This is a genomic window from Streptomyces sp. NPDC057702, assembly GCF_042799315.1.
In the GTDB taxonomy this organism is placed as follows: Bacteria; Actinomycetota; Actinomycetes; order Streptomycetales; family Streptomycetaceae; genus Streptomyces.
The window spans coordinates 22,243-45,363 of the sequence record NZ_JBHVJC010000034.1; the positions used below are offsets into that span (position 1 = coordinate 22,243).

Sequence of the window (23,121 nt, forward strand, 5' to 3'; positions counted from 1 at the left end):
GTGATCAGCGCGATATCCCACGAGGGCGGAGCTGCCCTCTCACCTGGCACTCGTCAGGCGGGACCCCAGCGCCCGGAGCACCATAGTGCCCGGGTCTCCGCTGGATCGCTGTCGCAGGGTTGTTGGCCACATTTGGTCAAGACTGACCCGGCTATCGCCCATTCCCGCATAACGTCGAAGGTGACCGGCGATCCCGCGTCTCGACGTCATGCCACCGCACATCGATGTCACGCAACGGCGCGCGACAGGAGCAGAGGAAATGCAGACCAAGCTGGACGAAGCCAAGGCCGAGCTGCTCGAACGGGCCGCCCGGGTCGCTGAGCAGAGCCCCGCCCATACACAGCAACCGGAGCGAGGGCTCGACCCCGAGACCCTTCGCGCGTACCTCCAGCGCTACTACCTGCATACCGCGCCCGAGGACCTCGGTGGCCGGGACCCGGTCGACGTCTTCGGCGCCGCGCTCTCGCACTACCGGCTCGCGCAGACGCGCCCGCAGGGCACCGCGAACGTGCGCGTCCACACGCCCACCGTCGAGGAGAACGGCTGGACGTGCAGTCACACGGTGGTCGAGGTGGTCACCGACGACATGCCGTTCCTGGTCGACTCGGTCACCAACGAGCTCTCCCGCCAGGGCCGCGGCATCCACGTCGTCATCCACCCGCAGGTCGTGGTGCGCCGCGACGTGACCGGCAAGCTCCTCGAGGTGCTCGGCCCGCGCGCCGACGCGACCAGCGTCACGCTGGCCACCGGCCCCGACGCGGTCGGTGGCACGGCCGCCGGCCTGGCCACCGCGACCGCCGTGCTGCCCGCCGGTGACCTGCCGCACGACGCGGTCACCGAATCGTGGATCCACGTCGAGACCGACCGCGAGACCGACCGTGGCGACCTCCAACAGATGACCTCCGACCTGCGACGCGTCCTGTCCGACGTACGCGAGGCCGTCGAGGACTGGACCAAGATGCGCGACTCCGCGCTGCGCATCGCCGACGAGCTGCCCGCCGAGCCCACCGCGAGCGACCTGCGCGAGCAGGAGGTGGAGGAGGCCCAGGAGCTGCTGCGCTGGCTGGCCGCCGACCACTTCACGTTCCTGGGGTACCGGGAGTACGAGCTGACGGCCGCGCCCGGCGAGGAGGGCGTCGAGGAGGACGTCCTGACCGCCGTGCCCGGCACCGGCCTGGGCATCCTGCGCTCCGACCCCGCGCACGCCGCCGACGGCAACCACGCCGCGCCCGGCGACGGCCGCCCCGGCTCGCCGTCCTTCAACCGGCTGCCGGCCGACGCCCGCGCCAAGGCCCGCGAGCACAAGCTGCTGATCCTCACCAAGGCCAACAGCCGCGCCACCGTGCACCGGCCCTCCTACCTCGACTACGTCGGCGTCAAGAAGTTCGACGCCGAGGGCAACGTGGTCGGCGAGCGCCGTTTCCTCGGCCTGTTCTCGTCGGCCGCGTACACCGAGTCGGTGCGCCGCGTGCCCGTCATCCGGCGCAAGGTCGCCGAGGTGCTGTCCGCCGCGGGCTTCACGCCGCAGAGCCACGACGGCCGCGACCTGCTCCAGATCCTGGAGACCTACCCGCGCGACGAGCTCTTCCAGACGCCCGTCGACCAGCTCCGTTCCATCACGACCTCGGTCCTCTACCTGCAGGAGCGTCGCCGGCTGCGGCTGTTCCTGCGCCAGGACGAGTACGGCCGGTACTACTCGGCCCTGGTCTACCTGCCGCGCGACCGCTACACCACCGGCGTGCGCCTGCGGCTGATCGACATCCTCAAGGAAGAGCTGAACGGCACCAGCGTCGACTTCACGGCCTGGAACACCGAGTCGATCCTGTCCCGGCTGCACTTCGTCATCCGCGTCGCGCCCGGCGCCACACTGGCCGACCTCACCGACGCCGACGCCGACCGCATCGAGGCCCGGCTGGTGGAGGCCGCCCGTTCCTGGGCCGACGGCTTCGCCGAGGCACTGAGCGCCGAGGTCGGCGAGGAACACGCCGCCGAGCTGCTGCGCCGCTACGCCAACGCCTTCCCCGAGGGGTACAAGGCCGACCACACCCCGCGCGCCGCCGTCTCCGACCTCCAGCACCTGGAGCGGCTGACCGCGCCGGGCGGCGAGCGCGAGTTCGCGCTCAGCCTCTACGAGCCGGTCGGCGCCGGGCCGGGCGAGCGCCGGTTCAAGATCTACCGCAGCGGCGGGCAGGTCTCCCTGTCGGCCGTGCTGCCCGTGCTCCAGCGCCTGGGCGTCGAGGTCGTCGACGAGCGCCCCTACGAGCTGCGCAGCGCGGACCGCTCCACCGCCTGGATCTACGACTTCGGGCTGCGGATGCCGGAGCGGGTCCAGGCCGAGGACGCCCGCGAGCGCTTCCAGAACGCCTTCGCCGCCGTGTGGACCGGGCAGGCCGAGAACGACAACTTCAACGAGCTGGTGCTGAGCGCCGGGCTCGACTGGCGACAGGCCATGGTGCTGCGCGCCTACGCCAAGTACCTGCGGCAGGCCGGCTCCACCTTCAGCCAGTCGTACATGGAGGACACCCTCCGTAACAACGTGCACACCACGCGGCTGCTGGTGAACCTCTTCGAGGCCCGGATGGCGCCGCGCCGCCAGCGCGCCGGCAACGAGCTGACCGACGCCCTCCTCGAAGAGCTGGACGCCGCGCTCGACCAGGTCGCCAGCCTGGACGAGGACCGCATCCTGCGCGCCTTCCTCACCCTGATCAAGGCGACGCTGCGGACCAACCACTTCCAGCAGGCCACCGACGGGCAGCCGCACAGCTACCTGTCCATCAAGCTCGACCCGCAGGCCATCCCCGACCTGCCCGCGCCGCGCCCCGCGTACGAGGTGTGGGTCTACTCGCCGCGCGTGGAGGGCGTCCACCTGCGGTTCGGCAAGGTCGCGCGGGGCGGTCTGCGCTGGTCCGACCGGCGGGAGGACTTCCGTACGGAGATCCTCGGTCTGGTCAAGGCGCAGATGGTCAAGAACACCGTCATCGTGCCGGTCGGCGCCAAGGGCGGCTTCGTCGGCAAGCGGCTGCCCGACCCGTCGGTGGACCGCGACGCGTGGCTGGCCGAGGGCATCGCCTGCTACAAGATCTTCATCTCCGGATTGCTCGACATCACCGACAACCTGGTCGGCGGGCAGGTCGTGCACCCCGAGGGCGTCGTGCGGCACGACGAGGACGACACCTACCTGGTGGTCGCCGCCGACAAGGGCACCGCGACGTTCTCCGACATCGCCAACAAGGTCGCCGTGGACTACGGCTTCTGGCTCGGCGACGCCTTCGCCTCCGGTGGCTCGGCCGGTTACGACCACAAGGGCATGGGCATCACCGCGCGCGGCGCCTGGGAGTCGGTCAAGCGGCACTTCCGCGAGCTGGGCCACGACACCCAGACCGAGGACTTCACCGTCGTCGGCGTCGGCGACATGTCCGGCGACGTCTTCGGCAACGGCATGCTGCTCAGCGAGCACATCCGCCTGGTGGCCGCCTTCGACCACCGGCACATCTTCCTGGACCCCAACCCGGACGCGGCCGTCTCCTACGCCGAGCGGCGCCGCCTGTTCGAGCTGCCGCGCTCCTCATGGGCCGACTACGACAGCTCGCTGCTGTCCACCGGCGGCGGCGTCCACCCGCGCAGCGCCAAGTCCATCCCGGTCAACGCCCAGGTGCGGGCGGCCCTCGGGATCGCGGCGGGCGTCACCAAGCTGACCCCGGCCGAGCTGATGAAGGCCATCCTGCAGGCCCCCGTGGACCTGCTGTGGAACGGCGGCATCGGCACCTACGTGAAGTCGTCCCTGGAGTCCAACGCCGACGTCGGCGACAAGGCCAACGACGCGATCCGGGTGGACGGCCAGGACCTGCGGGTCAAGGTCGTCGGCGAGGGCGGCAACCTGGGTCTGACCCAGCTCGGCCGCATCGAGTTCGCCAGCGTCGGCGGACCCCGGGACGCCGAGGGCCAGGCCACCGGCGGCCGGATCAACACCGACGCCATCGACAACAGCGCCGGCGTGGACACCTCGGACCACGAGGTCAACATCAAGATCCTGCTGAACGCGGTGGTCGCCGACGGCGACCTGACCGTCAAGCAGCGCAACAAGCTGCTCGCCGAGATGACCGACGAGGTCGGCGCGCTGGTGCTGCGGAACAACTACGCGCAGAACACCGCGCTGGCCAACGCCGTCGCCCAGGCGCCCAGCCTGCTCCACGCCCACCAGCGCTTCATGCGCCGACTGGGTCGCGAGGGCCAGCTCGACCGGCAGCTTGAGTTCCTGCCCTCCGACCGGCAGATCCGCGAGCGGCTGGCCGCCTCGCGCGGCCTCACCCAGCCCGAGCTGGCCGTGATCCTGGCCTACATCAAGATCACGGTGGCCGAGGAACTCGTCGCCACGGGCCTGCCGGACGACCCGTACCTGCAACGGCTGCTGCACGCCTACTTCCCGCAGGCGCTGCGGGACCGCTTCGGCGAGCAGATCGACGCGCACGCGCTGCGCCGCGAGATCATCACGACGGTGCTGGTCAACGACACCGTCAACACCGGTGGTTCGACGTTCCTGCACCGCATGCGCGAGGAGACCGGCGCCTCCACCGAGGAGGTGGTGCGCGCCCAGACCGCGGGCCGCGAGATCTTCGGGCTCGCCGAGGTGTGGGACGAGGTCGAGGCGCTGGACAACGTGGTCGCGGCCGACGTGCAGACCCGCATCCGGCTGCACTCGCGCCGTCTGGTCGAGCGCGGCACCCGCTGGCTGCTCAACAACCGGCCGCAGCCGCTGGAGCTCGCCGAGACCATCGCCTTCTTCAGCGAGCGGGTCGCCACCGTGCGGGCCGCCCTGCCGAAGCTGGTGCGCGGCGCCGACCTGGACTGGTACCAGGGCATCAACGAGGAGCTCATCCAGGCCGGTGTGCCGGAGGAGCTGGCGTCGCGGGTGGCGACCTTCTCGTCCGCGTTCCCGACGCTGGACATCGTGGCCATCGCGGACCGCACCGGCAAGGACCCGCTGGCCGTCGCCGAGGTCTACTACGACATCGCCGACCGGCTGCGGATCACCCAGCTCATGGACCGCATCATCGAGCTGCCGCGCGCCGACCGGTGGCAGTCCATGGCCCGCGCCTCCATCCGCGAGGACCTGTACGCGGCGCACGCGGCGCTGACCTCCGACATCCTCTCGGTGGGCAACGGCGCCTCGACGCCGGAGCAGCGGTTCACGGCGTGGGAGGAGAAGAACGCGGCGCTGCTCGCCCGGGCCCGCGGCACGCTGGAGGAGATCCACGGCTCCGACGCGTACGACCTGGCCAACCTGTCGGTGGCCATGCGCACGATGCGTACGCTGCTGCGCTCGCACGGATAGCGCCCGCGCGCCCGCCCGGCGGCTGACGGCCGGTGGGCGCCGGCGACGGTAGGACGCGCCAGGGGCGGTACGGGATTCCCGTACCGCCCCTGGTCGTTGGCGTGCCGGGCGCGCGCCGGCGCGCCGGGTTCTTGCCCGCCGGCCCTTCGCTGCCGCTCCCTCGCCGTCACCGTCCGCCGCCGCCCCTCCCCGTACGGGCGCGCGGCGCCGGCGCGCTAGCTCTCGGGCCCGTCGGTGCGCACGGCGGCCAGGTCGAGACGTCGCAGGCGGGTCGGGTCGGCGAGGATGTCGAGGCGCTGGACACGGCCGTCGCGGACGGTGAAGCTCAGCAGCGCGTGGGGTGCGCCCCCGACCAGGGAGACCGTGCCGGCCACGCCGTTGACCAGGACCGGCACCGCGACCGCGGCGGACCGGGCGAACATACGGGCCTGGCCGGCGACCGCCGCCGCGCCCCGCGTCTCGCGTACGCCGCCGGCCGCGGCGCCCAGATCGGCGCGCAGGACGACGTCCGGGGCCAGCAGCGCGACCAGCGCGTCGAAGTCGCCGCCGCGCGCCGCCGCCAGGAAGGCGTCGACGACCGCGCGCTGTCGGTCCAGGTCCGGCTCGGGCTCGACGCCGGTGCCGCGCACCCGGCGCCGGGCCCGGCTCGCGAGCTGCCGCGCCGCCGCCGGCGTACGTTCCACCAGCGGCGCGATCTGCTCGAACGGCACCGCGAACATGTCGTGCAGGACGAACGCCAGCCGCTCGGCCGGCGTCAGCGTGTCCAGGACGACGAGCAACGCCAGCCCCACCGCGTCGGCCAACAGCGCCTCGTGCTCGGGGTCGACGCCCCGCGCGCCGTCCACGACCGGCTCGGGGCCGTCGGGCTCCAGCGGCTGCTCGCGCCGCGACGTACGGGTCCGCAACATGTCGAGGCAGACCCGGGCCACCACGGTCGTCAGCCAGCCGCCGAGATTGTCCACCCCGTCGGCGCCGGACCGCTGGAGCCGTAGCCAGGTCTCCTGCACGGCGTCGTCCGACTCGCTGAGCGAGCCCAGCATCCGGTAGGCCACGGCCCGCAGCCGGGGCCGGTCGGCCTCGAAGCGCCGCGCCAGGCGTTCACGTTCGTCCATCGGTCACGTTCTCCCGTCGCGTTCCGTCGGCGGTATGACGGAAGCGGCGCCCCGGATGTGACAGGGCGCCCGGCGGGGCCGCTACGCCTGGCGGAAGACCTGGGCCAGGAACGCCTCGGCGTTGGTGACCAGGCGCTCGATCTGCTCGTCGAGGGTGAGCGTCTCCTCGAAGCGCTGGGCGAGCTCCAGCTTCTTCTTTCCCCGCACATACAGCGAACAGGACAGGTCGGCGCAGATGTACGCGCCCACCGTGTTCCCCTGCCGCCCGGCCGCCCCCGCCCGGCGCGCGGCCAGCAGGGTGACCCCGGAACCTGCGTGCGAGGTCAGGCACAGCGAGCAGATGTTGGTCTTGGTCAGACTCTTGCGGGGACCCTGCGGGGCCCGCAGCGTGATCCCGGCGAGTCGGTCCTCGTACGGCATGACCAGATAGCCGCGATCCGGCGCGCCCGGGTCGCGCCAGCCCAGGAAGTCCAGGTCGGCCCAGGGCCGCTCGGCCAGGTCCCGGGGCAGGTTCAGCCGGCCGGCCTCTCCCTTGGAACAGTTGACGAAGGACGCGCGAATCTCTTTCTCACCGACCGCAAGCATGGGCGTGAAGCTAACAGCGGCCGGCGCGCGCTGTCGCACCATTTACGCCCCGCACCGCGCCGGCACGCCCCGCCCCCGTACGTCCCGCCGCCAGGCCCCGCCGCCGGCGCGTCCCAGACCCGGAGTACGCGCCGGGCCCGGGACGACCCGCCCGGCCAGGCCCGCCCGAGCCCTCCTCGGGCACGGCCCCCGGGCGGTGGCCGTGGCTACTTCACCGCGCCCGCCATGACGCCCGAGACGAACTGGCGCTGGAAGACGAAGAAGACGGCCAGCGGGATGACCATCGAGATGAAGGCGCCGGGGCCCAGCACGTCGATGTTGTTGCTGAACTGGCGGGCCTGCTGCTGGAGGGCGACCGTGATCGGCGGGTCGCCGCTGTCGGCGAAGACCAGGGCCACCAGCATGTCGTTCCACACCCACAGGAACTGGAAGATCGCCAGCGACGCGACGGCCGGGCCGGCCAGCGGCAGCACCACACGGAAGAACAGCCGCAGCTCGCCCGCCCCGTCCAGGCGCGCCGCCTCCAGCAGCTCGCGGGGGATCTCCGCGAAGAAGTTGTGCAGCAGGAAGACCGCGAACGGCAGCCCGAAGGCGGTGTGGAAGAGCACCACGCCGGTGGTGGTCTGGAAGATGCCGATCTCGCCGAAGAGCTTGGAGACCGGGATCAGCGCCACCTGCACCGGCACCACCAGCAGCCCCACCACCAGCAGGAACCACCAGTCGCGGCCGGGGAAGTCCATGCAGGCGAAGGCGTAGCCGGCCAGCGCGCCGATGAGCACCACCAGAGCCGTGGCCGGGACGGTGATCAGCGCGGTGGTCAGCAGCGAGTCGGTGACCACCTCGTTGTGCAGGAGTTCGTCGTAGCTGTCCAGGGTGAGCTGCGAGGGGTGGGTGAAGACCTGCCACCAGCCCGTCAGGTCCGCCTCGGCGGGGTCGCGCAGCGAGGACAGCAGCAGCCCGGCCGTGGGCGTGAGCCAGAAGAGCGCGATGACGACGAGGAAGATCCGCAGCCCCGCGCCCCCGGCCCGGGCCGCGATCCGGGTGGCGAGCGACTGTTCGGCCCGTACGACGGTGTCCGTACTGGTCATCGACGGCGCTCCCTTCGGATGCGGCGGACATTGACGTACATCAGCGGCAGCACCAGGAGCAGCAGGAAGATGGCGATGGCGCTGCCGACGCCCTGGTTGACATCGGTGCCGAAGGAGGACTTGTAGAGCTGGAGGGCCAGCACGTTGGCCTCGTCCTGGCTGGCGCCCGGCGCGATGATGTAGACGAGGTCGAAGATCTTCAACACGTTGATCATGAGCGTGACCAGGACGACCCCGAGCACCGGCGCCAGCATCGGCACCGTCACCCGCCGGAAGACCTGCCACTCGTTCGCGCCGTCCATCCGCGCGGCCTCCAGCAGCTCCCGCGGCAGCCCGGCCAGACCGGCCGCGATGAGCACCATCGCGAAACCGGCCCACATCCACACGTACGAACCGATGATGGCCGGGGTGACGAGCGTGGGCCCGAGCCAGTCCACGCCGTTGTACGGGGCCTGGAAGTTGGCGCCGGGCAGGCGCAGGGTGGCCCCGTCGGCCGCGCCCGGCAGCGTGAACGTGCCGTCCCCACGGGTCTTCGCGCTCGCCACCACCGAGCCGTCCCTGACCGCCTCGACCCGGATGCCGGCCAACCCCTCCTCGCCCGCGTCGACCGCGTTCGGGGTGCCCTTGCCGCCCCGGGTGAAGTCGCGCCACACGGTGCCGGTGACCTGGCCGGCCACCGGCTCGGCGGGCACGGCCCGCCGCGCGCCGTCGATCTGGTCGCGCGGGATGCCGACCAGCGGGACGAGGACGGGGGAGCCCGCGCGCAGCGTCCGGGGGTCGCTGATGGTGCCGTCGGCGGCCTCGGTCAGCGGCGACTGTCGGCCGGGGTTGGCGCGCGCGAACGGCGCCGGCTCGGCGAACGTGTCGTGCACGCTCACCCACATCGCGTTGGCCACGCCACGGTCCGGGTCCTGTTCGTAGACCAGTCGGAAGATGATCCCCGCCGCGAGCATCGAGATCGCCATCGGCATGAAGACCACCAGTTTGAAGGCGGTGCCCCAGCGGACGCGCTCGGTCAGCACGGCGAAGATCAGCCCGAGCGCGGTCGCCACCAGCGGCGCGACCACGATCCAGATGACGTTGTTGGTGACGGCGCGCTGGATGGCCTCGTCGCTGAACATCTCCTGGAAGTTGTCCAGGCCGACGAAGTCCCGGTCGGCCGCGTCGTAGAGGCTGCGGCGCAGGGAGTAGAGGATCGGGTAGACGACGAGCGCGCCGAGCAGGGTCAGCGCGGGCAGCAGGAACAGCGCGGCCAGCCACGGGTTGCCGCCGGTCACGCCACGGCGCCGGCGGCGTACGCCGGGAGTGGGGCCGGTACCCGGCCGGTCGCTGTCCGGGCGTCGGCCGGCCGGCGGCCGGCCCTGGGGTCGCTCGTCGGTCGCGGGCCCGTCGCCCGGGGGCGTTCCGCCCGGGGCTCTGTCGCCCGGGGGCCTGTCGTCCGGGGGCCCGTCGCTCGCGGCGGGGTGCGGGGTGGGTGAGCGGCGCGGGCCCGGCTCGGCCGCGTCGCCCGCTGGTGGGGTCGGCATGGTGTGGGTCCCTCGGCCGGATCAGTCCGAGAACGCCTTGGCGGCGTCCTCCTCCAACTGGCGTTGTGTGCCCGAGATGTTCTTCGGGTTCTTCAGGAAGTCCTGGAGCGCCTTCCACTCGCCCTGTGCGGGCTTGCCGCCGAACGAGGCGGGCGCCTGGTCGGACATGTCGAAGCGGAAGTCGTCGCCCGCGCTGACGAGCGCGTCGGCGATGCCGCGCAGCTCGGGATTGGGATAGGTGGCCAGGTCGAGCTTGGTGTTCGCGGAGATCAGGCCACCCTCGCGGGCCCACACGCTGGCGGCGTCCGGCGAGGCCAGGAAGGTCAGCAGGGCCTGCGCCGCCTTGGTGTTCTTGAGCGCGACGGCCACATCGCCCCCGGTGACCACCGGGGGTTTGGCCCCCACGGCCGGGAACGGGAAGACCTTCGCGTCCTTGCCCAGCTCCGCGCCCGCGTCGGCGACGTTGGCGGCGACGAAGTCCGCCTCGAAGACCATGGCCGCTCGGGGCTCGCCGCCCGCGAACGTCTTGGTCACCGACTGCGGGAACTCCGTCCGCAACGCGCCCTCGTTGCCGTCCGTGAGCAGGTCCTCGTCGCCGAAGAGTTCGGCCAGCGTCGTCAGCGCGCGGGTGACCGACGGGTCGGTCCACTTGATCTCGTGCTCGGAGAGCTTGTCGTACATTCGCGGGCCGGCCTGCGAGAGGTAGATGTTCTCGAACCAGTCGGTCAGCGTCCAGCCGTCCGCGCCGCCGACCGACACCGGCTGTACGCCCGAGTCCGAGACCAGTCGGGCCTGCTGGATCAGCTCCTTCCAGGTGGCGGGCTCCCTGGCGCCCGCGTAGTCGAAGGCGCGGGTGTTGTACCAGATCAGTGACTTGTTGCTGGTCTTGAAGTACACCCCGTACGGCGTGCCCTCGTGCGAGCCCAGGTCCACCCAGCCACGGGAGAAGTTCTTCCGCAACTCGGCCTCGGCGGCCTCGTTCAGCGGCTTGATCCACTTCTTGGTGGCGAACTCGCGCAACACGCCCACCTGCTGGAGCATCGCGATGTCGGGCGGCTGGCCACCGGCGACCTTCGACCCGACGAAGGTCGACATGTCGTCGCCGCTGGGCACGAAGGAGACCTTCGCGCCGGTTCGACGCTCGAACTCGCTCAGCACCTTGGTGAAGTTCTCCTGCTCGGTGCCGGTCCACACGGCCGTGACCTGGAGCTTCTGCCCGTCGAGCCGGGGGAGTTGGACCGTCTGGGGGATCGGCGCGGTGCTCGCCTCGGCCTCGTCGTCGCTGCCGCAGCCGGTCGCGGCGGCCAGTACGACCAGCGTGGTGGCCAGCGCCAACGCGCCGCGCGTCGCCGGGTGTCGGCCACCGCCGGACGCGCCGCGCCGCCGGGCGCGAGCGTCGGAGTCCGTGTCGCCGGCGTGGCGGGCCGGCGCGCTGTCCGTGCCGCGCGCCGTCACGCGCCCGGCTCGCCGATCGCCGACTGCCGTGCGCCCCTGGCGTCGTGGTGCATGGCGTGCTAGCCGCATCTCGCCGTCCCTTCCGTCCCCCGAGTGCCCGGCCCCCACGGACGGCCGTCGTGCGTCGGCACGCTCCGACGTACGACCGTGCCCCGTGACGACAGTCCTACGCCCGGTCACCGCCAGCCGCAATACGTGCATCCGCGTCGGACCACCGATCGTGATGGTGCCGTGATCTTCGATGCCCGGCCTGCCCGTTAAGCCCATATCCCCTGCTGACCAGGGGAGTTGTCGTGCCGCCTGCCGCTGGAGGGACCCTGGAGAACCACTGTTGCGCGGGTGGGGGAAGGGGCAGGCGCCCCCGCCACGCCCCCTCGTCCCCGCCGGCGCGGAGCGCCCCCCGGTCACGGGGCGTAGGGGCGGTGACGAGCGCTGGCCGACTACGCGCGGCTGACTGCTCGCCGCCGGCTGTCTGTCGGTGGCCGCTGCCTCGCGTCTAGCCGGCCGCTGGTCGGTGGCCACCGCCTCGCGTGCGGCTGGCCGCTGGCCGCTGGGCGGTGATCGCGGGTCGCTGGCCGGTGGTCGCTCGCGGCTGGTTGCTCGCGGAGCGGTCTGGTGGGGGAGTGGTCTGGTGCGCGCGAGGTGGAGGGGCGGCCCGGGCGAGGGCCGGTTCCCGACGCGCACGCGGCCCGCGCGCCGCGAGCTCCGGGGCGGGCCAGCCCTGTCTGGGGCCGGGGGACGGTCGGCATCGCTGGCAGCGCCGCTCGCGGCTGGGGCGGGGCAGGCGTCGGGCGGGGGTGAGGGCGGGCGTGGAGCGGTTCCGCCTCGGTTGGGCGGAGGCCAGCCCCCTGGTGGTGGGGGGCGGCCTGGTCGTCACTCAGGCTGGTGTGGGGCTGGTCCAGCCGGGGGCAAGGCGGCGTTCCGGTAGGGCGGCGTGGTCTGGGGCCGGGTCCGGTCGGCACGCTGGCCGCTCGCGGCTGGTTGCCCGCCGCCGCTTGCTTGCCGCTGGGGCGGGGCTGGCGTCGGGCGGGGGTGAGGGCGGGCGCGGGGCGGTTCCGGCCCGGCCGGGGGCGCTGGTCGGCCCCTGGCCGTAGGGGGCTGGCTCCGCCGAGAGTCGGCTGGTCACCCCGGCGGTCAGCCGTCCCGTGGAAAGCGCGGCGGTGAGCCCGGAATCCGCTCGACCCGGGCCGGCGCGAGGTCGGCTCCTCCCCAGGGGTGGCCCGGTTTCGAGGTGGCCTCGCCCCGCCGGGGGTCAGACCAGCGGCGGGGCCGTCGCCGCGCCGGTGGACTGGGCCGCCCGCTGCAACGCGCTGGCCAGCAGCGCCAGGTCGGTCGGGCCGTTGCCCAGCTCACGCAGGGGGCGGCGGGTGGGTGGGTCGCCCATCCGCTCCCAGTCCAGCGGGACCACCGTGGGGCGGGCCGTGGCCGTACGCGGGATGCGGCCGGTGACCCGGCCGGCCTGGAAGGGCGTCACGCCTCCGTCGTCGGGCCGCTTGAGCCGCCCCCGGCCGGGCGTCGGCAGGCCCTCCACCGCGCTGCGTACGCTGCCGGACGGCTGCTCCAACAGCACCCGCAGCCCGGCGCGTTCGACCGCGACCGTGTCCGCCGTGCGGTCCGGGCGGCCCGAGGCCGCGATCAGGTGCACGCCCAGGCGCGCGCCGTCGCGAGCGACAGCCTCCAACGCGCGCACCACCGAACCGGCCGACGGCCGGCCCGTGCTGCCCAGGGCCGGCGCCACCAGCGCGTCGAAGTCGTCCACCAGCACCACGAGTCGGGGCATCGCGCCCGGCCCGTACGGGTCCGGCTGCTCGCCCCCGCCCGGCCGCCGCTCCGCGCCGTCGGCGCCCAGGCCCCCGGGCGTGCCGGTGCCCGCGCCGCCGTCGACGCCGTGTGTGCGCAGCGTGAGGGTGCCGCTCGGCGCGCTGTCCAGGCCGCCGTCCGTCGCGTACCCCGTGGTCCAACGCCCACCGGGCTGGCCCTGCTCGGGGCCGCCGAAGGGGCCGGCACCGGGATCGGGCGCGTCCACCGGCTTGCGCGGCGCGACGACCTGGGCCCTCGCCCCCTCGCGCGCGTGCCAGGACAGGAAGTCGTCGTGGCCGAGCACCTCGGCCCGCCGCTTGAGTTCGGAGCTGAGCGCCTGCGCGAACTCCCGCATGCGCACCGGGTCGGACGCCGCCAGGTACGTCGAGACGTGCGGCAGCTCCGTACACGGCCGCAGCCCCTCGCCGCGCTCCACGCCGCCGCCGTCCACCAGGACCAGCGACATTCGGTCGGGGCGCTCGGCGGCGGCCAGTGAGGCGGCGATCGAGCGCAGGAGTTCGGTCTTGCCGGTGCCGGGCGCGCCGTCGATGAGCAGGTGCGGGCCGTCGGCCGCGAGGTCGATGGCGAGCGGCCCGCGCGGGCCGGCGCCGAGCACCGCCACCGTGCGCCCGCCGAGCGCCCCCTCGTCCGCCGCGGCGGCCCAGCGGGCCATCAGCGAGGCGGGGGTGGCTCGCGCCAGGCCCAGTTCGTCGAGCAGGCGGGTGCTGTTGGGCAGAGGCGTGCTCGCGCGGGCCGGGCCGCCGAGGCCGCCGGCGGCGGTGTCGAGGGGGCGCAGCGGGGCCAGCGCCCGCGCGAACCGCTCGGCCCACGCCAGCGACACGGCGTCCACCGTCGCGGTGCGGACCGCGCCGGACGCGACCGGCTCCGGGCCGGCGCCACCGCCCGAGGGGGCAGCGCCGGCGCGGGTGGTGCCGCCGAGATGGGTGGGGCCGCCGGCGTACGCGGTGGCGCCGGGCGTGGGCCGCGCGCCGCCCTGGCCTCCGGGGCCGGAGCCGGGAGCGGGCTGCGCGGGCAGGCCGTGGGCCACGTACCAGTCGCTGTGCGGGCCGGGCTGGGGCGCGGGCGGCGGTGTCGGGGGCAGAGCCCGCCCCGGGTCGCCGTCCCAGCCCCGGTGCAACACCTTGAGCTCGGTCGCGACGTCGCCGCTGAGCAGCGCGACGACCCCGCATTCGGCGATCAGCGAGGACGCCGAGCGCGCCGCCTCGTAGCTCGCCGACAGTGGGGCGCCCGCGGCGGCGGGCGGCGCGTCGGCCAGACAGATGAGGTGGACGCCGGCGGCGGGGCCGCCGGCCGCGAGCCGGGCGATCCGTTCGCGCACCGAGCGCTGCCCGGGCTCGCCGTCCACGATCACCACGGTGTGCGGCCCGGTGTGCCGCTTGGCCGCGGCGGCCACGGCCGAGGGCGCGGCGGTGATCCAGCCGGGGCCGAGCGGGCCGTCGTCCAGGCGCCGCACCAGCTCGTTCACCCGGGCCGAGGTCTGGTCCCGGTCGAAGGCGAGCAGCAGTCGACAGTCCTGGCCGTGAGCCGGTCGCACCTGCGGCAACCAGCCGAGCCAGGACCAGGCGGCGACGCGCTCCTCGACGGGCCGCTGTCGATCGGCGCTGATCAGCACGATCTCCAGGGCCGTGGGCGGGTGCGCGGCGGCGAGCTGGGCGATCACCGACCGGGCGAGCCCGGCCAGCCGGGCGCGCGGCCCGGCCAGGCCCAACGCCCCGGCCTCCCGCAGGCTCACCGCGACCGGCGCGAACACGGTGGGCGCGCCCGGCGTGCCCGCGAGCTCGGCCAGCGGCTCGTCCGCCGTGCCGAGCCGGACCACGAGCGCGTCCGGGTGGCACGGCGTGCGCTCCCACAGGCGTACGTCCGGGCCGAGGGCGGTCAGCAACACGGCGGCCGGGTCGGGCCAGCGCTGGTCGAGCGCGTCGGCCGCCGCGACGGCGGCCCGCACGACCTCGGCCGGATCGGCGCCCCCACCGCCGTCGGACTCCGCGCGCTCGACGACCCGGCCACCGCCGGCGAGCCGACGGGCCCAGGCTCCCAGTCCCGTACGCCGCCGCTCGGTGCGGGAGGAGTGCGGGTCGCCGGGGTGCGTCGGGACGTCGTACGCGTCGTCGGTGCCGGCTCCCGGCCAACGGCCGAGGCCGTCGGTGGGGCGCGCGGTGCGCCGGGTGGCGCCGAGGTCGCCGGGCGCGGGATGGCCGGAGCCCGTCGCGTACCCCGTGGGTTCGGTGCCGTCGGGCTGGCCGTCCGGGCCCACCGTCGACGTCGCGGCCCGGGGCGCGCCGGGCCGGCCGCCTATGTCCGCGCCGGTCGCCTCGCCCCACCCGGGGTCCGCCCCCGGGCGCTGGCCCGCGTCGGGTCTCCAGGCCGGGGGCTGTCCCGGTGTGCCGTACGCGCACGCCTCGCCGCCGTCGGCCGCCCGGGCGCCCGCGGGTTCGGTGCCCGCCCCCCGGCGTCCGGCCGCGCCGCCGGGGGGGCCCGGCCGCTCCGCCGCCGGGTCCGCGACCTCCCGGCCGCCGGGCGCGACGCGCAGGTGGCCCTCGCCGTCCGGCTGGGTGGGCAGCGGCGCGGGGCCGGCGCCCCAGCCGGGGGCCAGGCCCTGGAAGCCGGCGGCCTGCGCCGCGTACCGGCCGTCGGTGGGTGGGGTGCGGGTGTCGGAGAGGGCGCCGCCCCGCTGGGCGGCCCCCCGCGCGTCGGCGTCGGGCGCGAGCCCGCTCGGCGGGGCGTGCAGGCGCAGCGCGGACTCTCCGATGCGCAGCAACGCGCCGGGAGGCAGGGCCGTCAGCTGGCCGCCGACGGGCACGCCGTCGAGCCGCGTGCCGTTCGTCGAGCCGAGGTCGGCCACCGTGACCTGGCCGTCCTCGGAGACGGTGACCGCGCAGTGCGCCCGGGAGACGTCCGGGTCGTCCAGCGGTACGTCCGCGCCGCTGGAGCGGCCGACCCGGGCCTGACCGCCGTGCAGCAGGTGCACGCCGCCCGCGTCGGGGCCCGCCACGACGTGCAGCCGGGCAGGAGCGGCGGAGCACAGCGCGGGATAGGGGTGGGGCTGGGCGTCGGGGGCGGCCGGAGCCTGGAGCGCGAGCACCGCGCCGTCCACCAGCGGCGGCTCACCCAGCGCGCAGCGCCGCGCGTCCAGCCGCTCGGACCCCGCGTACACCGCCACGGTGCCGCCGCCCACGTCGGCGCCCACGGCGGCGAGCGCCGCCGCGAGGCCGCTGGTCACCGACGCCAGGGCGGTGCCGACGGGCGCCGTGACCAGGACGTCGCAGGCGGGCGCCTGGTGGCCGGGGAGGCCGCTGCGCGGCCCGAGGACGGTCAACCGGATCTGCATCGCCGCCAGCGGTCCCTTCTGCCCCGGGCGCTCGGCGGGAATGCCGCATCCCCCACCGCCCCCAGGCGCGTCAGCACGTACAGGACACACATCACGGGCCCCTCCTCCCGTACCCCATGTGCTGCGTGCATCCTCGCATCCACGACTGACAACGCGCCTGGCGAGTGCCGCTTCGTGATCTTGATCGGCCGTGGAGTTGGCCAAAAGTGCCCGCGTACGGGCAGCCGGGCGACAGGCCGAGCGGCCCGGCACGCTGCTCGGTCACCCCTCGGACCACGTGCCGCGCCCCCGGACCGCCGGCGCCGGCGGCGCCGGAGCCCCGTGCCGCTAGCTGGCCGGATCACGTCCCTCCGCGCCCCGTCGCCCGGTCCCTCTCGCCCCGCTCCCGCCGCTCTCGCCCCGCACTCGCGGCTCCGCCTCCCGCCGACTCGGCGCGCGCCCACCCGCCGACACGGCGCCCGCCCACCGGCCCGCCCACCGGCCCGCGCGCCGCTCGCGCCGCCACCCGCGCGGCGGCCCGGGCCGGCTCGCCGCCCAGCCGCCCCGCTGCCCGCTCCCGCCCGCCGTGGATGTCCACCACGCGCTCTTGACGGCGGCCCCGCGCGCTCTGGCGCGCCGCGCTCCGGCGCGGAAGGCCGCAGGTCACCCGCGTACCGCCACTCCGCCCTCGCGCGCGGCGGGCCGTCGTCGTGGCAACCATCCGGCCACTTCACGCGTCTTCTCTCGGAGCCCGGCGTGCCCCGGCGCGACGAGCGGCTCCTCAGCGGTCGGAGGCGCGGCACTAGAGTGGGCCAACGGGCCGAGCACCGTGCCACGGAGCTGGGAACAGACCACGATCAGGTTCACCACGACCAGGGAGCGCATGACGTGCGGCCGGTAGGCAGCAAGTACCTGCTAGAGGAGCCGCTCGGACGCGGAGCCACTGGCACCGTCTGGCGGGCCCGCCAGCGCGAGGCGGCGGGCGCCGAGGCCGCCGTGACCGGACAGCCCGGCGAGACCGTCGCGATCAAGGTCCTCAAGGAGGAGCTGGCGCACGACCCCGAGATCGTCATGCGCTTCCTGCGCGAGCGCTCGGTGCTCCTGCGGCTCACCCACCCCAACATCGTCCGCACCCGCGACCTGGTCGTCGAGGGCGACCTGCTCGCCCTGGTGATGGACCTGGTCGAGGGCCCGGACCTGCACAAGTACCTGCAGACCAACGGGCCGTTCACGCCGGTGGCCGCCGCCCTGCTCACCGCGCAGATCGCCGACGCGCTGGCCGCCAGCCACGCCGACGGGGTCGTCCACCGCGACCTCAAGCCCGCCAACGTGCTGGTCGCCACCGGCCCCGACGGCGAGCAGATGCACCCGATGCTCACCGACTTCGGCATCGCGCGCCTGGCCGACTCCCCGGGCCTGACCCGTACTCACGAGTTCGTCGGCACCCCGGCGTACGTGGCGCCCGAGTCCGCCGAGGGTCGCCCGCAGACCTCCGCCGTGGACATCTACGGCGCGGGCATCCTGCTGTACGAGCTGGTCACCGGGCGCCCCCCGTTCGCCGGCAACACCGCCCTCGAAGTGCTCCACCGGCACCTGAGCGAGGAGCCGCGCCGGCCCTCGACCGTGCCCGAGCCGCTGTGGACCTGCATAGAGCGCTGCCTGCGCAAGCGCCCCGAGGAGCGGCCGAGCGCGGAGAACCTGGCCCGTGCCCTGCGGACCGTCGCCGCCGGCGTCGGCGTGCACGCCTCGGTCGCCCAGGCCGAGGCGGCCCTGGGCGTCGCCGCGCTGCTGGCGCCCGACCCCAGCCCCGCGCAGGTCCCCGACAGCGGCGGCAACGCCGACGCCACCCAGGTCCTGACCCCCAACGCGGGCGGATTCGACCCCAACGCCGCGACCAGCGTGCTGCCCCAGACCGGCGCGCCCGGCCCGCACGCCGACCCGACCCAGGTGCTGCCCGCCGGCTCCGGACCGCCCGGCGCCGACGGCGCCACCCGGGCCATGCCGCCGGTGCCTCCGGGCCAGCAGCCCGACGGGGACCACCCCTGGCAGAACCAGATGCGCGCGGCCCGCGACCGCAACGACCAGACCCAGGTCCAGTACCTCGACCCGAGTCAGGACCCGCTACGCCGCCGCCCCCAGCGCCGCCCCGGGCCCCAGCAGCCCCCGCAGCGCCAGCAGCCCCCGCAGCAGCCGTACGGCCAGCAGCCCTACCCACCGCGGCAGCAGCGCGGCCCGGCCCCCGACCCGTACGCGCCGCCGCAGCAGCCCCAGCACCCCCAGCCGCAGCAGCCGCGCCGACGGCAGCAACAGCCGCCGCCGCAGCGGTACGCGCCCCCGCCGCCGGCGCCCGAGCCCGCCGCCCCGCGTCGCGAGCCGCGTCAGCGCAGCGCCAACCCGACGCGGATTCCGGGTCTCGGCTGCCTCAAGGGCTGCCTGCTCGTCATCGTCATCCTGATCGTCGGCGCCTGGCTGGTCTGGGAGTTGACGCCGCTCCAGGACTGGGTCGCGGACGGCAAGAGCTTCTGGCAGGCCACGAAGGACTGGACCACCGAGGTCAAGGACTGGATCTCGGACCTGGGCGGCCCGAGCTGACGCGCGACGTACGGACCCGCCTCCGCCGCCCCGGGCGCGCGGAGGCGGGGACCGGGTGGCCCGTCGGGCGCCTATACCAAACTCGGTCACGACTGTGGCGATATGTCGACACCTCAAGGGTGCAAATCACCGTGTAGTGGACAGTTGGCCCGCTCTGGGCCCCGCAACCGGCCACCGGCCGCGTAGCTTTGTCGCTGACCCCGGCCCATGCGCGCCGGGGAGCGCGGACGAGACCGCGTACGGCGTTGAAGCGAGGACGCGGCCGACCACTGCCGCTCGCCGCCGCACCGCTCGACTGCCGAACCGTTGAACACCGTCAGAGACAGTCGGAGCAGCCTTGGCACGGAAGATCGGTAGCCGGTACACCGCAGGCCAGGTCCTGGGGCGCGGCAGCGTCGGCACGGTGTGGCTGGGCGAGGGCCCCGACGGGCCGGTCGCCATCAAGCTGCTGCGCGAGGAACTCGCCTCCGACCAGGAGCTCGTCGCCCGCTTCGTCCACGAGCGCGCCGCGCTGCTCAGCCTGGACCACCCCCGCGTGGTCGGCGTGCGCGACCTCGTGGTCGACGGCAACGACCTCGCCCTGGTCATGGACCTGATCCGGGGCACCGACCTGCGCACCCGCCTCAACCACGAACGCCGCCTCGCCCCCGAGGCGGCCGTCGCGATCGTCGCCGACGTCGCCGACGGCCTCGCCGCAGCGCACGCCGCGCAGATCGTGCACCGCGACGTCAAACCCGAGAACGTCCTCCTCGACATGCGGGGCCCGCTCGGCCCCGGCGGCGCCCACCCCGCGCTGCTCACCGACTTCGGGGTGGCCCGCCTGGTGGACGCGCCGGGCCGACACCGCGCCAAGGACGGCTCCCGCACGGCCACCAACCACAGCGTCATCGGCACCCCCGACTACCTCGCCCCCGAGATCATCGAGGGCCTGCCGCCCCGCGCGAGCGTGGACGTGTACGCGCTGGCCACGGTGCTCTACGAACTGCTCGCGGGCTTCACCCCGTTCGGCGGCGGTCACCCGGGCGCGGTGCTCAGGCGCCATGTCACCGAGACCGTCGCCCCACTGCCCGGCATCCCGGACGAGCTGTGGCAGCTGATGGTCCAGTGCCTGGCCAAGGCCCCGGCCTCGCGGCTGCGCGCCGCCGAGCTGGCCGCCCGGCTGCGCGAACTGCTGCCGGGCCTGACCGGCATGCCCCCGCTCGACATCGACGAGCCGGGCGACGAGGCGCAGGGCGAGTACGAGGGCGGGTACGGGGCGTACGAGGACGGCACGCCGCGACCGGACGCCGCGCACGAGCGCGGCCCCGACGGCGAGGTGCGCCGGCGCGGCGCCGTCCCGCTGGTGCCGGGGGCCGTCGCCGACTCCAGCCGCGACACCCACACCAGCATGCGGGCCCCCTCCTCGGCCGAGCTGGCCGGCGGCGCGCACGGCACGGCCCGCGCCCCGCGCGCCAGCGGGCAGCGCCGCGCCGGGTCGGCCCGGCACCGCTCCGACCCGGAAGTGGTCCGCCGTCGCCGGGTCAGGCTGGGCGCCGCGGCCGTCGCCGCGCTGCTCGCCGCGGGCGTGGGCGGCTACCTCGCGGTCGGCGGCGACGACGAGGGGGACCCGGACGCCCCGGGCGTGCACCAGTCCGAGCGCACCCCGTGACCCGGGCCGGCCGCCCCGGTGACCACGGAGCGGCCGGCCCCCGTCACCCCGCCCCCGTCACGACATCGCCCCAGCTCAGAGGCGTATCGGCGGGGGCGGTCGCGCGGTCGGGCCGGGCGGGCCCGGCTAACCGTTAGGCTGGGGGTGTGGCAGTCGTCGATGTATCCGAAGAGCTGAAGTCCCTCTCCTCCACCATGGGGTCGATCGAGGCGGTCCTCGATCTGGACAAGATGAGGGCCGACATCGCCGTGCTTGAGGAGCAGGCGGCGGCGCCGTCCCTCTGGGACGACCCGGCGAACGCGCAGAAGGTGACCAGCCAGCTCTCCTACCTCCAGGGGCAGCTCCGCCGGACCGAGGAGCTGCGCGGCCGGATCGACGACCTCGAGGTGCTCTTCGAGCTCGCCGACGCCGAGGACGACGCGGACGCCCGCGCCGAGGCCGAGGCCGAGCTGACCTCCGTCCGCAAGGCGCTGGACGAGATGGAGGTCCGCACGCTGCTGTCCGGCGAGTACGACGCCCGCGAGGCCCTGGTCAACATCCGCGCGGAGGCCGGTGGCGTGGACGCCGCCGACTTCGCCGAGCAGCTCCAGCGGATGTACCTCCGCTGGGCCGAGCGCCACGGCTACAAGGCCGAGGTCTACGACACCTCGTACGCCGAAGAGGCCGGCATCAAGTCCTCGACCTTCACCATCCAGGTGCCGTACGCGTACGGCACCCTCTCCGTCGAGCAGGGCACCCACCGCCTGGTGCGCATCTCGCCCTTCGACAACCAGGGCCGCCGCCAGACCTCGTTCGCCGGCGTCGAGGTGCTCCCGGTGGTGGAGCAGACCGACCACGTCGAGATCGACGAGTCCGACCTGCGGGTGGACGTCTACCGCTCCTCGGGCCCCGGTGGTCAGGGCGTCAACACCACCGACTCCGCGGTGCGGCTGACCCACATCCCCACCGGCATCGTCGTCTCCTGCCAGAACGAGCGCTCGCAGATCCAGAACAAGGCGACCGCGATGAACGTCCTCCAGGCCAAGCTCCTTGAGCGCCGCCGCCAGGAGGAGCAGGCCAAGATGGACGCGCTCAAGGGCGACGGCGGCAACTCCTGGGGCAACCAGATGCGTTCGTACGTCCTGCACCCCTACCAGATGGTCAAGGACCTGCGCACGGGCCACGAGGTGGGCAACCCGCAGTCCGTCCTGGACGGCGAGATCGACGGCTTCCTGGAGGCCGGCATCCGCTGGCGCAAGCAGCAGGAGAAGTAGCACCCCGACGTGACGTCCGAGCCCGTCGCCCCCGCCGGGGCGGCGGGCTTTCGCGTGCCCTGACCCTCCCCCGCCCCCGCCCCCGTACGGCACCCGCCCCGCCTCGCACATCGCCCCCGCTGACCGTCGACGCCCCGTCAGAGAGCCCGCATCGGCCGGCTCTTAGGTCACGGTTACATCCCGTGGTGACCGTCAACTCGTAGCAAGGCGGGCATCCCGCGCGGAACTACCTTGACGGTGGTGGGATTAGTGGGAAAGCTGGCGCGCGGCATGCGTATGAACTGGGGCACGTGTGAGTGGGGCCCGCGGCTGGCCGGCTGTGAGGCCCGTGCCGCGAGACGCAGCCCCGGACCGTGGCCCCGCGCATAGCTGCTCCACTGACGAGTACAGCTACTGGGGGTAGCAGGCAGATGACCAAGAAGACGCGGTTGCGCGTTGCGCGGATCGTCGCGGGGACGGTGATCGCCGCTGGCGCGTCGCTGACCGCGGCGGGTGCCGCTTCGGCCGTCGGCATCGACGTCAACGTGGGCGGGGTGGGGGTCAAGGCCGAGGCCGACAAGGACGGCCTGGAGGCGCGCGTCGCCGTGGGCGACGACGACCCGACCAACGAGCCGACCGGCATCCCGACCGGTCCGACGACGACGCCGCCGACCGGTGGCCCGACCACCACGCCGCCCACGGGCGGTCCGACGACGACGCCGCCCACCGGTGGTCCCACGACGACCCCGCCCACGGGTGGTCCCACGACCACGCCGCCCACCGGCGGTCCGACGACCACGCCGCCGACCGGTGGTCCGACGACGACGCCGCCGACCGGTGGCCCGACCACCACGCCGCCCACCGGCGGTCCGACGACGACGCCGCCCACCGGTGGCCCGACGACGACCCCGCCGACCGGTGGTCCCACGACCACGCCGCCCACCGGCGGTCCCACCACCGCCCCGCCGACCGGCCAGCCCACGAGCGGGCCGACCGGTAGCCCCTCCGACCAGCCGACCGCCCCGGGCGCCGGCTCCGGAGGCAACGGCGACAACGGCAACGACGCGGGCACCTGCCCGGTCGGTGCCGACGGCGTCGACTGCGCGGACGACAACACCGACACCGACAGCGCGGGCGCGCGCCCGGTGCAGCAGAACAAGCCCAAGGAGGAGCTGGCCGAGACCGGTGCCTCCGAGACGACCTTCCTGGTCGTCGGCGCGGCCACGATGATCGCCGGCGGCATCGGCTTCCGCGTCATGCCGCGCCTGATCACCCGTGGCGCCACCGCGGCCTGATCGCGCGCGAGGCGCCCGCGGCGGTGACGTCGAGGCGGTGACCGGGGCACACCGGGCGCACTGACCCGGCGCGCCCCGCACGGCCCGCGCCGCATCGCGGCACACACGAGGGGCCCACGACGCCAGGT

11 protein-coding genes are annotated in these 23,121 nt (G+C 74.7%); 5 read left to right on the plus strand and 6 right to left on the minus strand.

All coding sequences use genetic code 11. The features are described from left to right. Positions 1–259: 259 nt before the first annotated feature. Positions 260–5,332 carry an NAD-glutamate dehydrogenase gene (locus ACFVFR_RS24690; protein ID WP_383705340.1) on the plus strand — a complete coding sequence of 1,691 codons (5,073 nt, stop codon included), beginning with the start codon at positions 260–262 and terminating at the stop codon, positions 5,330–5,332. A gap of 215 nt (positions 5,333–5,547) precedes the next feature. On the opposite strand, the gene ACFVFR_RS24695 is transcribed toward ACFVFR_RS24690, so the two are convergent. The 6 genes from ACFVFR_RS24695 to ACFVFR_RS24720 all read right to left on the minus strand — a co-directional run bounded on the left by ACFVFR_RS24695 (position 5,548) and on the right by ACFVFR_RS24720 (position 16,247). After that, the gene (locus ACFVFR_RS24695; protein ID WP_383705342.1) at positions 5,548–6,444 is read right to left on the minus strand and encodes a sigma-70 family RNA polymerase sigma factor; all 897 of its coding nucleotides are present in this window, start codon (positions 6,442–6,444) and stop codon (positions 5,548–5,550) included. An 81-nt stretch (positions 6,445–6,525) separates the two neighbouring features. Beyond that, on the minus strand, positions 6,526–7,029 hold the full coding sequence (locus ACFVFR_RS24700) for an FBP domain-containing protein (protein WP_383705345.1): 504 nt from the start codon (positions 7,027–7,029) through the stop codon (positions 6,526–6,528). A 206-nt stretch (positions 7,030–7,235) separates the two neighbouring features. Next, positions 7,236–8,117, minus strand: a complete 882-nt coding sequence (locus ACFVFR_RS24705) for a carbohydrate ABC transporter permease (protein ID WP_383705347.1) — start codon at positions 8,115–8,117, stop codon at positions 7,236–7,238. After that, positions 8,114–9,643 carry an ABC transporter permease subunit gene (locus tag ACFVFR_RS24710; protein WP_383705349.1) on the minus strand — a complete coding sequence of 510 codons (1,530 nt, stop codon included), beginning with the start codon at positions 9,641–9,643 and terminating at the stop codon, positions 8,114–8,116. The genes ACFVFR_RS24705 and ACFVFR_RS24710 overlap by 4 nt, the downstream gene beginning before the upstream one ends. A gap of 21 nt (positions 9,644–9,664) precedes the next feature. Next, the gene (locus ACFVFR_RS24715) at positions 9,665–10,978 is read right to left on the minus strand and encodes an ABC transporter substrate-binding protein (protein WP_383705421.1); all 1,314 of its coding nucleotides are present in this window, start codon (positions 10,976–10,978) and stop codon (positions 9,665–9,667) included. Between the two features lie 1,372 nt (positions 10,979–12,350). Then, on the minus strand, positions 12,351–16,247 hold the full coding sequence (locus ACFVFR_RS24720; RefSeq protein WP_383705351.1) for an FtsK/SpoIIIE domain-containing protein: 3,897 nt from the start codon (positions 16,245–16,247) through the stop codon (positions 12,351–12,353). 867 nt (positions 16,248–17,114) lie between these two features. Between ACFVFR_RS24720 and ACFVFR_RS24725 the strand changes: the two genes are divergently transcribed. The 4 genes from ACFVFR_RS24725 (at position 17,115) to ACFVFR_RS24740 (ending at position 22,993) form a co-directional block, all read left to right on the plus strand. Beyond that, complete coding sequence (locus ACFVFR_RS24725) at positions 17,115–18,818, plus strand: serine/threonine-protein kinase (RefSeq protein ID WP_383705354.1); 1,704 nt, start codon at positions 17,115–17,117, stop codon at positions 18,816–18,818. Between the two features lie 337 nt (positions 18,819–19,155). Further along, complete coding sequence (locus ACFVFR_RS24730; protein WP_383705357.1) at positions 19,156–20,466, plus strand: serine/threonine-protein kinase; 1,311 nt, start codon at positions 19,156–19,158, stop codon at positions 20,464–20,466. Between the two features lie 146 nt (positions 20,467–20,612). Then, positions 20,613–21,719, plus strand: coding sequence for a peptide chain release factor 2 (gene prfB, locus ACFVFR_RS24735; RefSeq protein WP_383705360.1), 1,107 nt, complete (start codon positions 20,613–20,615; stop codon positions 21,717–21,719). 410 nt (positions 21,720–22,129) lie between these two features. After that, positions 22,130–22,993: an LPXTG cell wall anchor domain-containing protein gene (locus ACFVFR_RS24740; protein ID WP_383705363.1), complete on the plus strand. Its 864-nt coding sequence runs from the start codon at positions 22,130–22,132 to the stop codon at positions 22,991–22,993. Positions 22,994–23,121 lie beyond the last annotated feature (128 nt).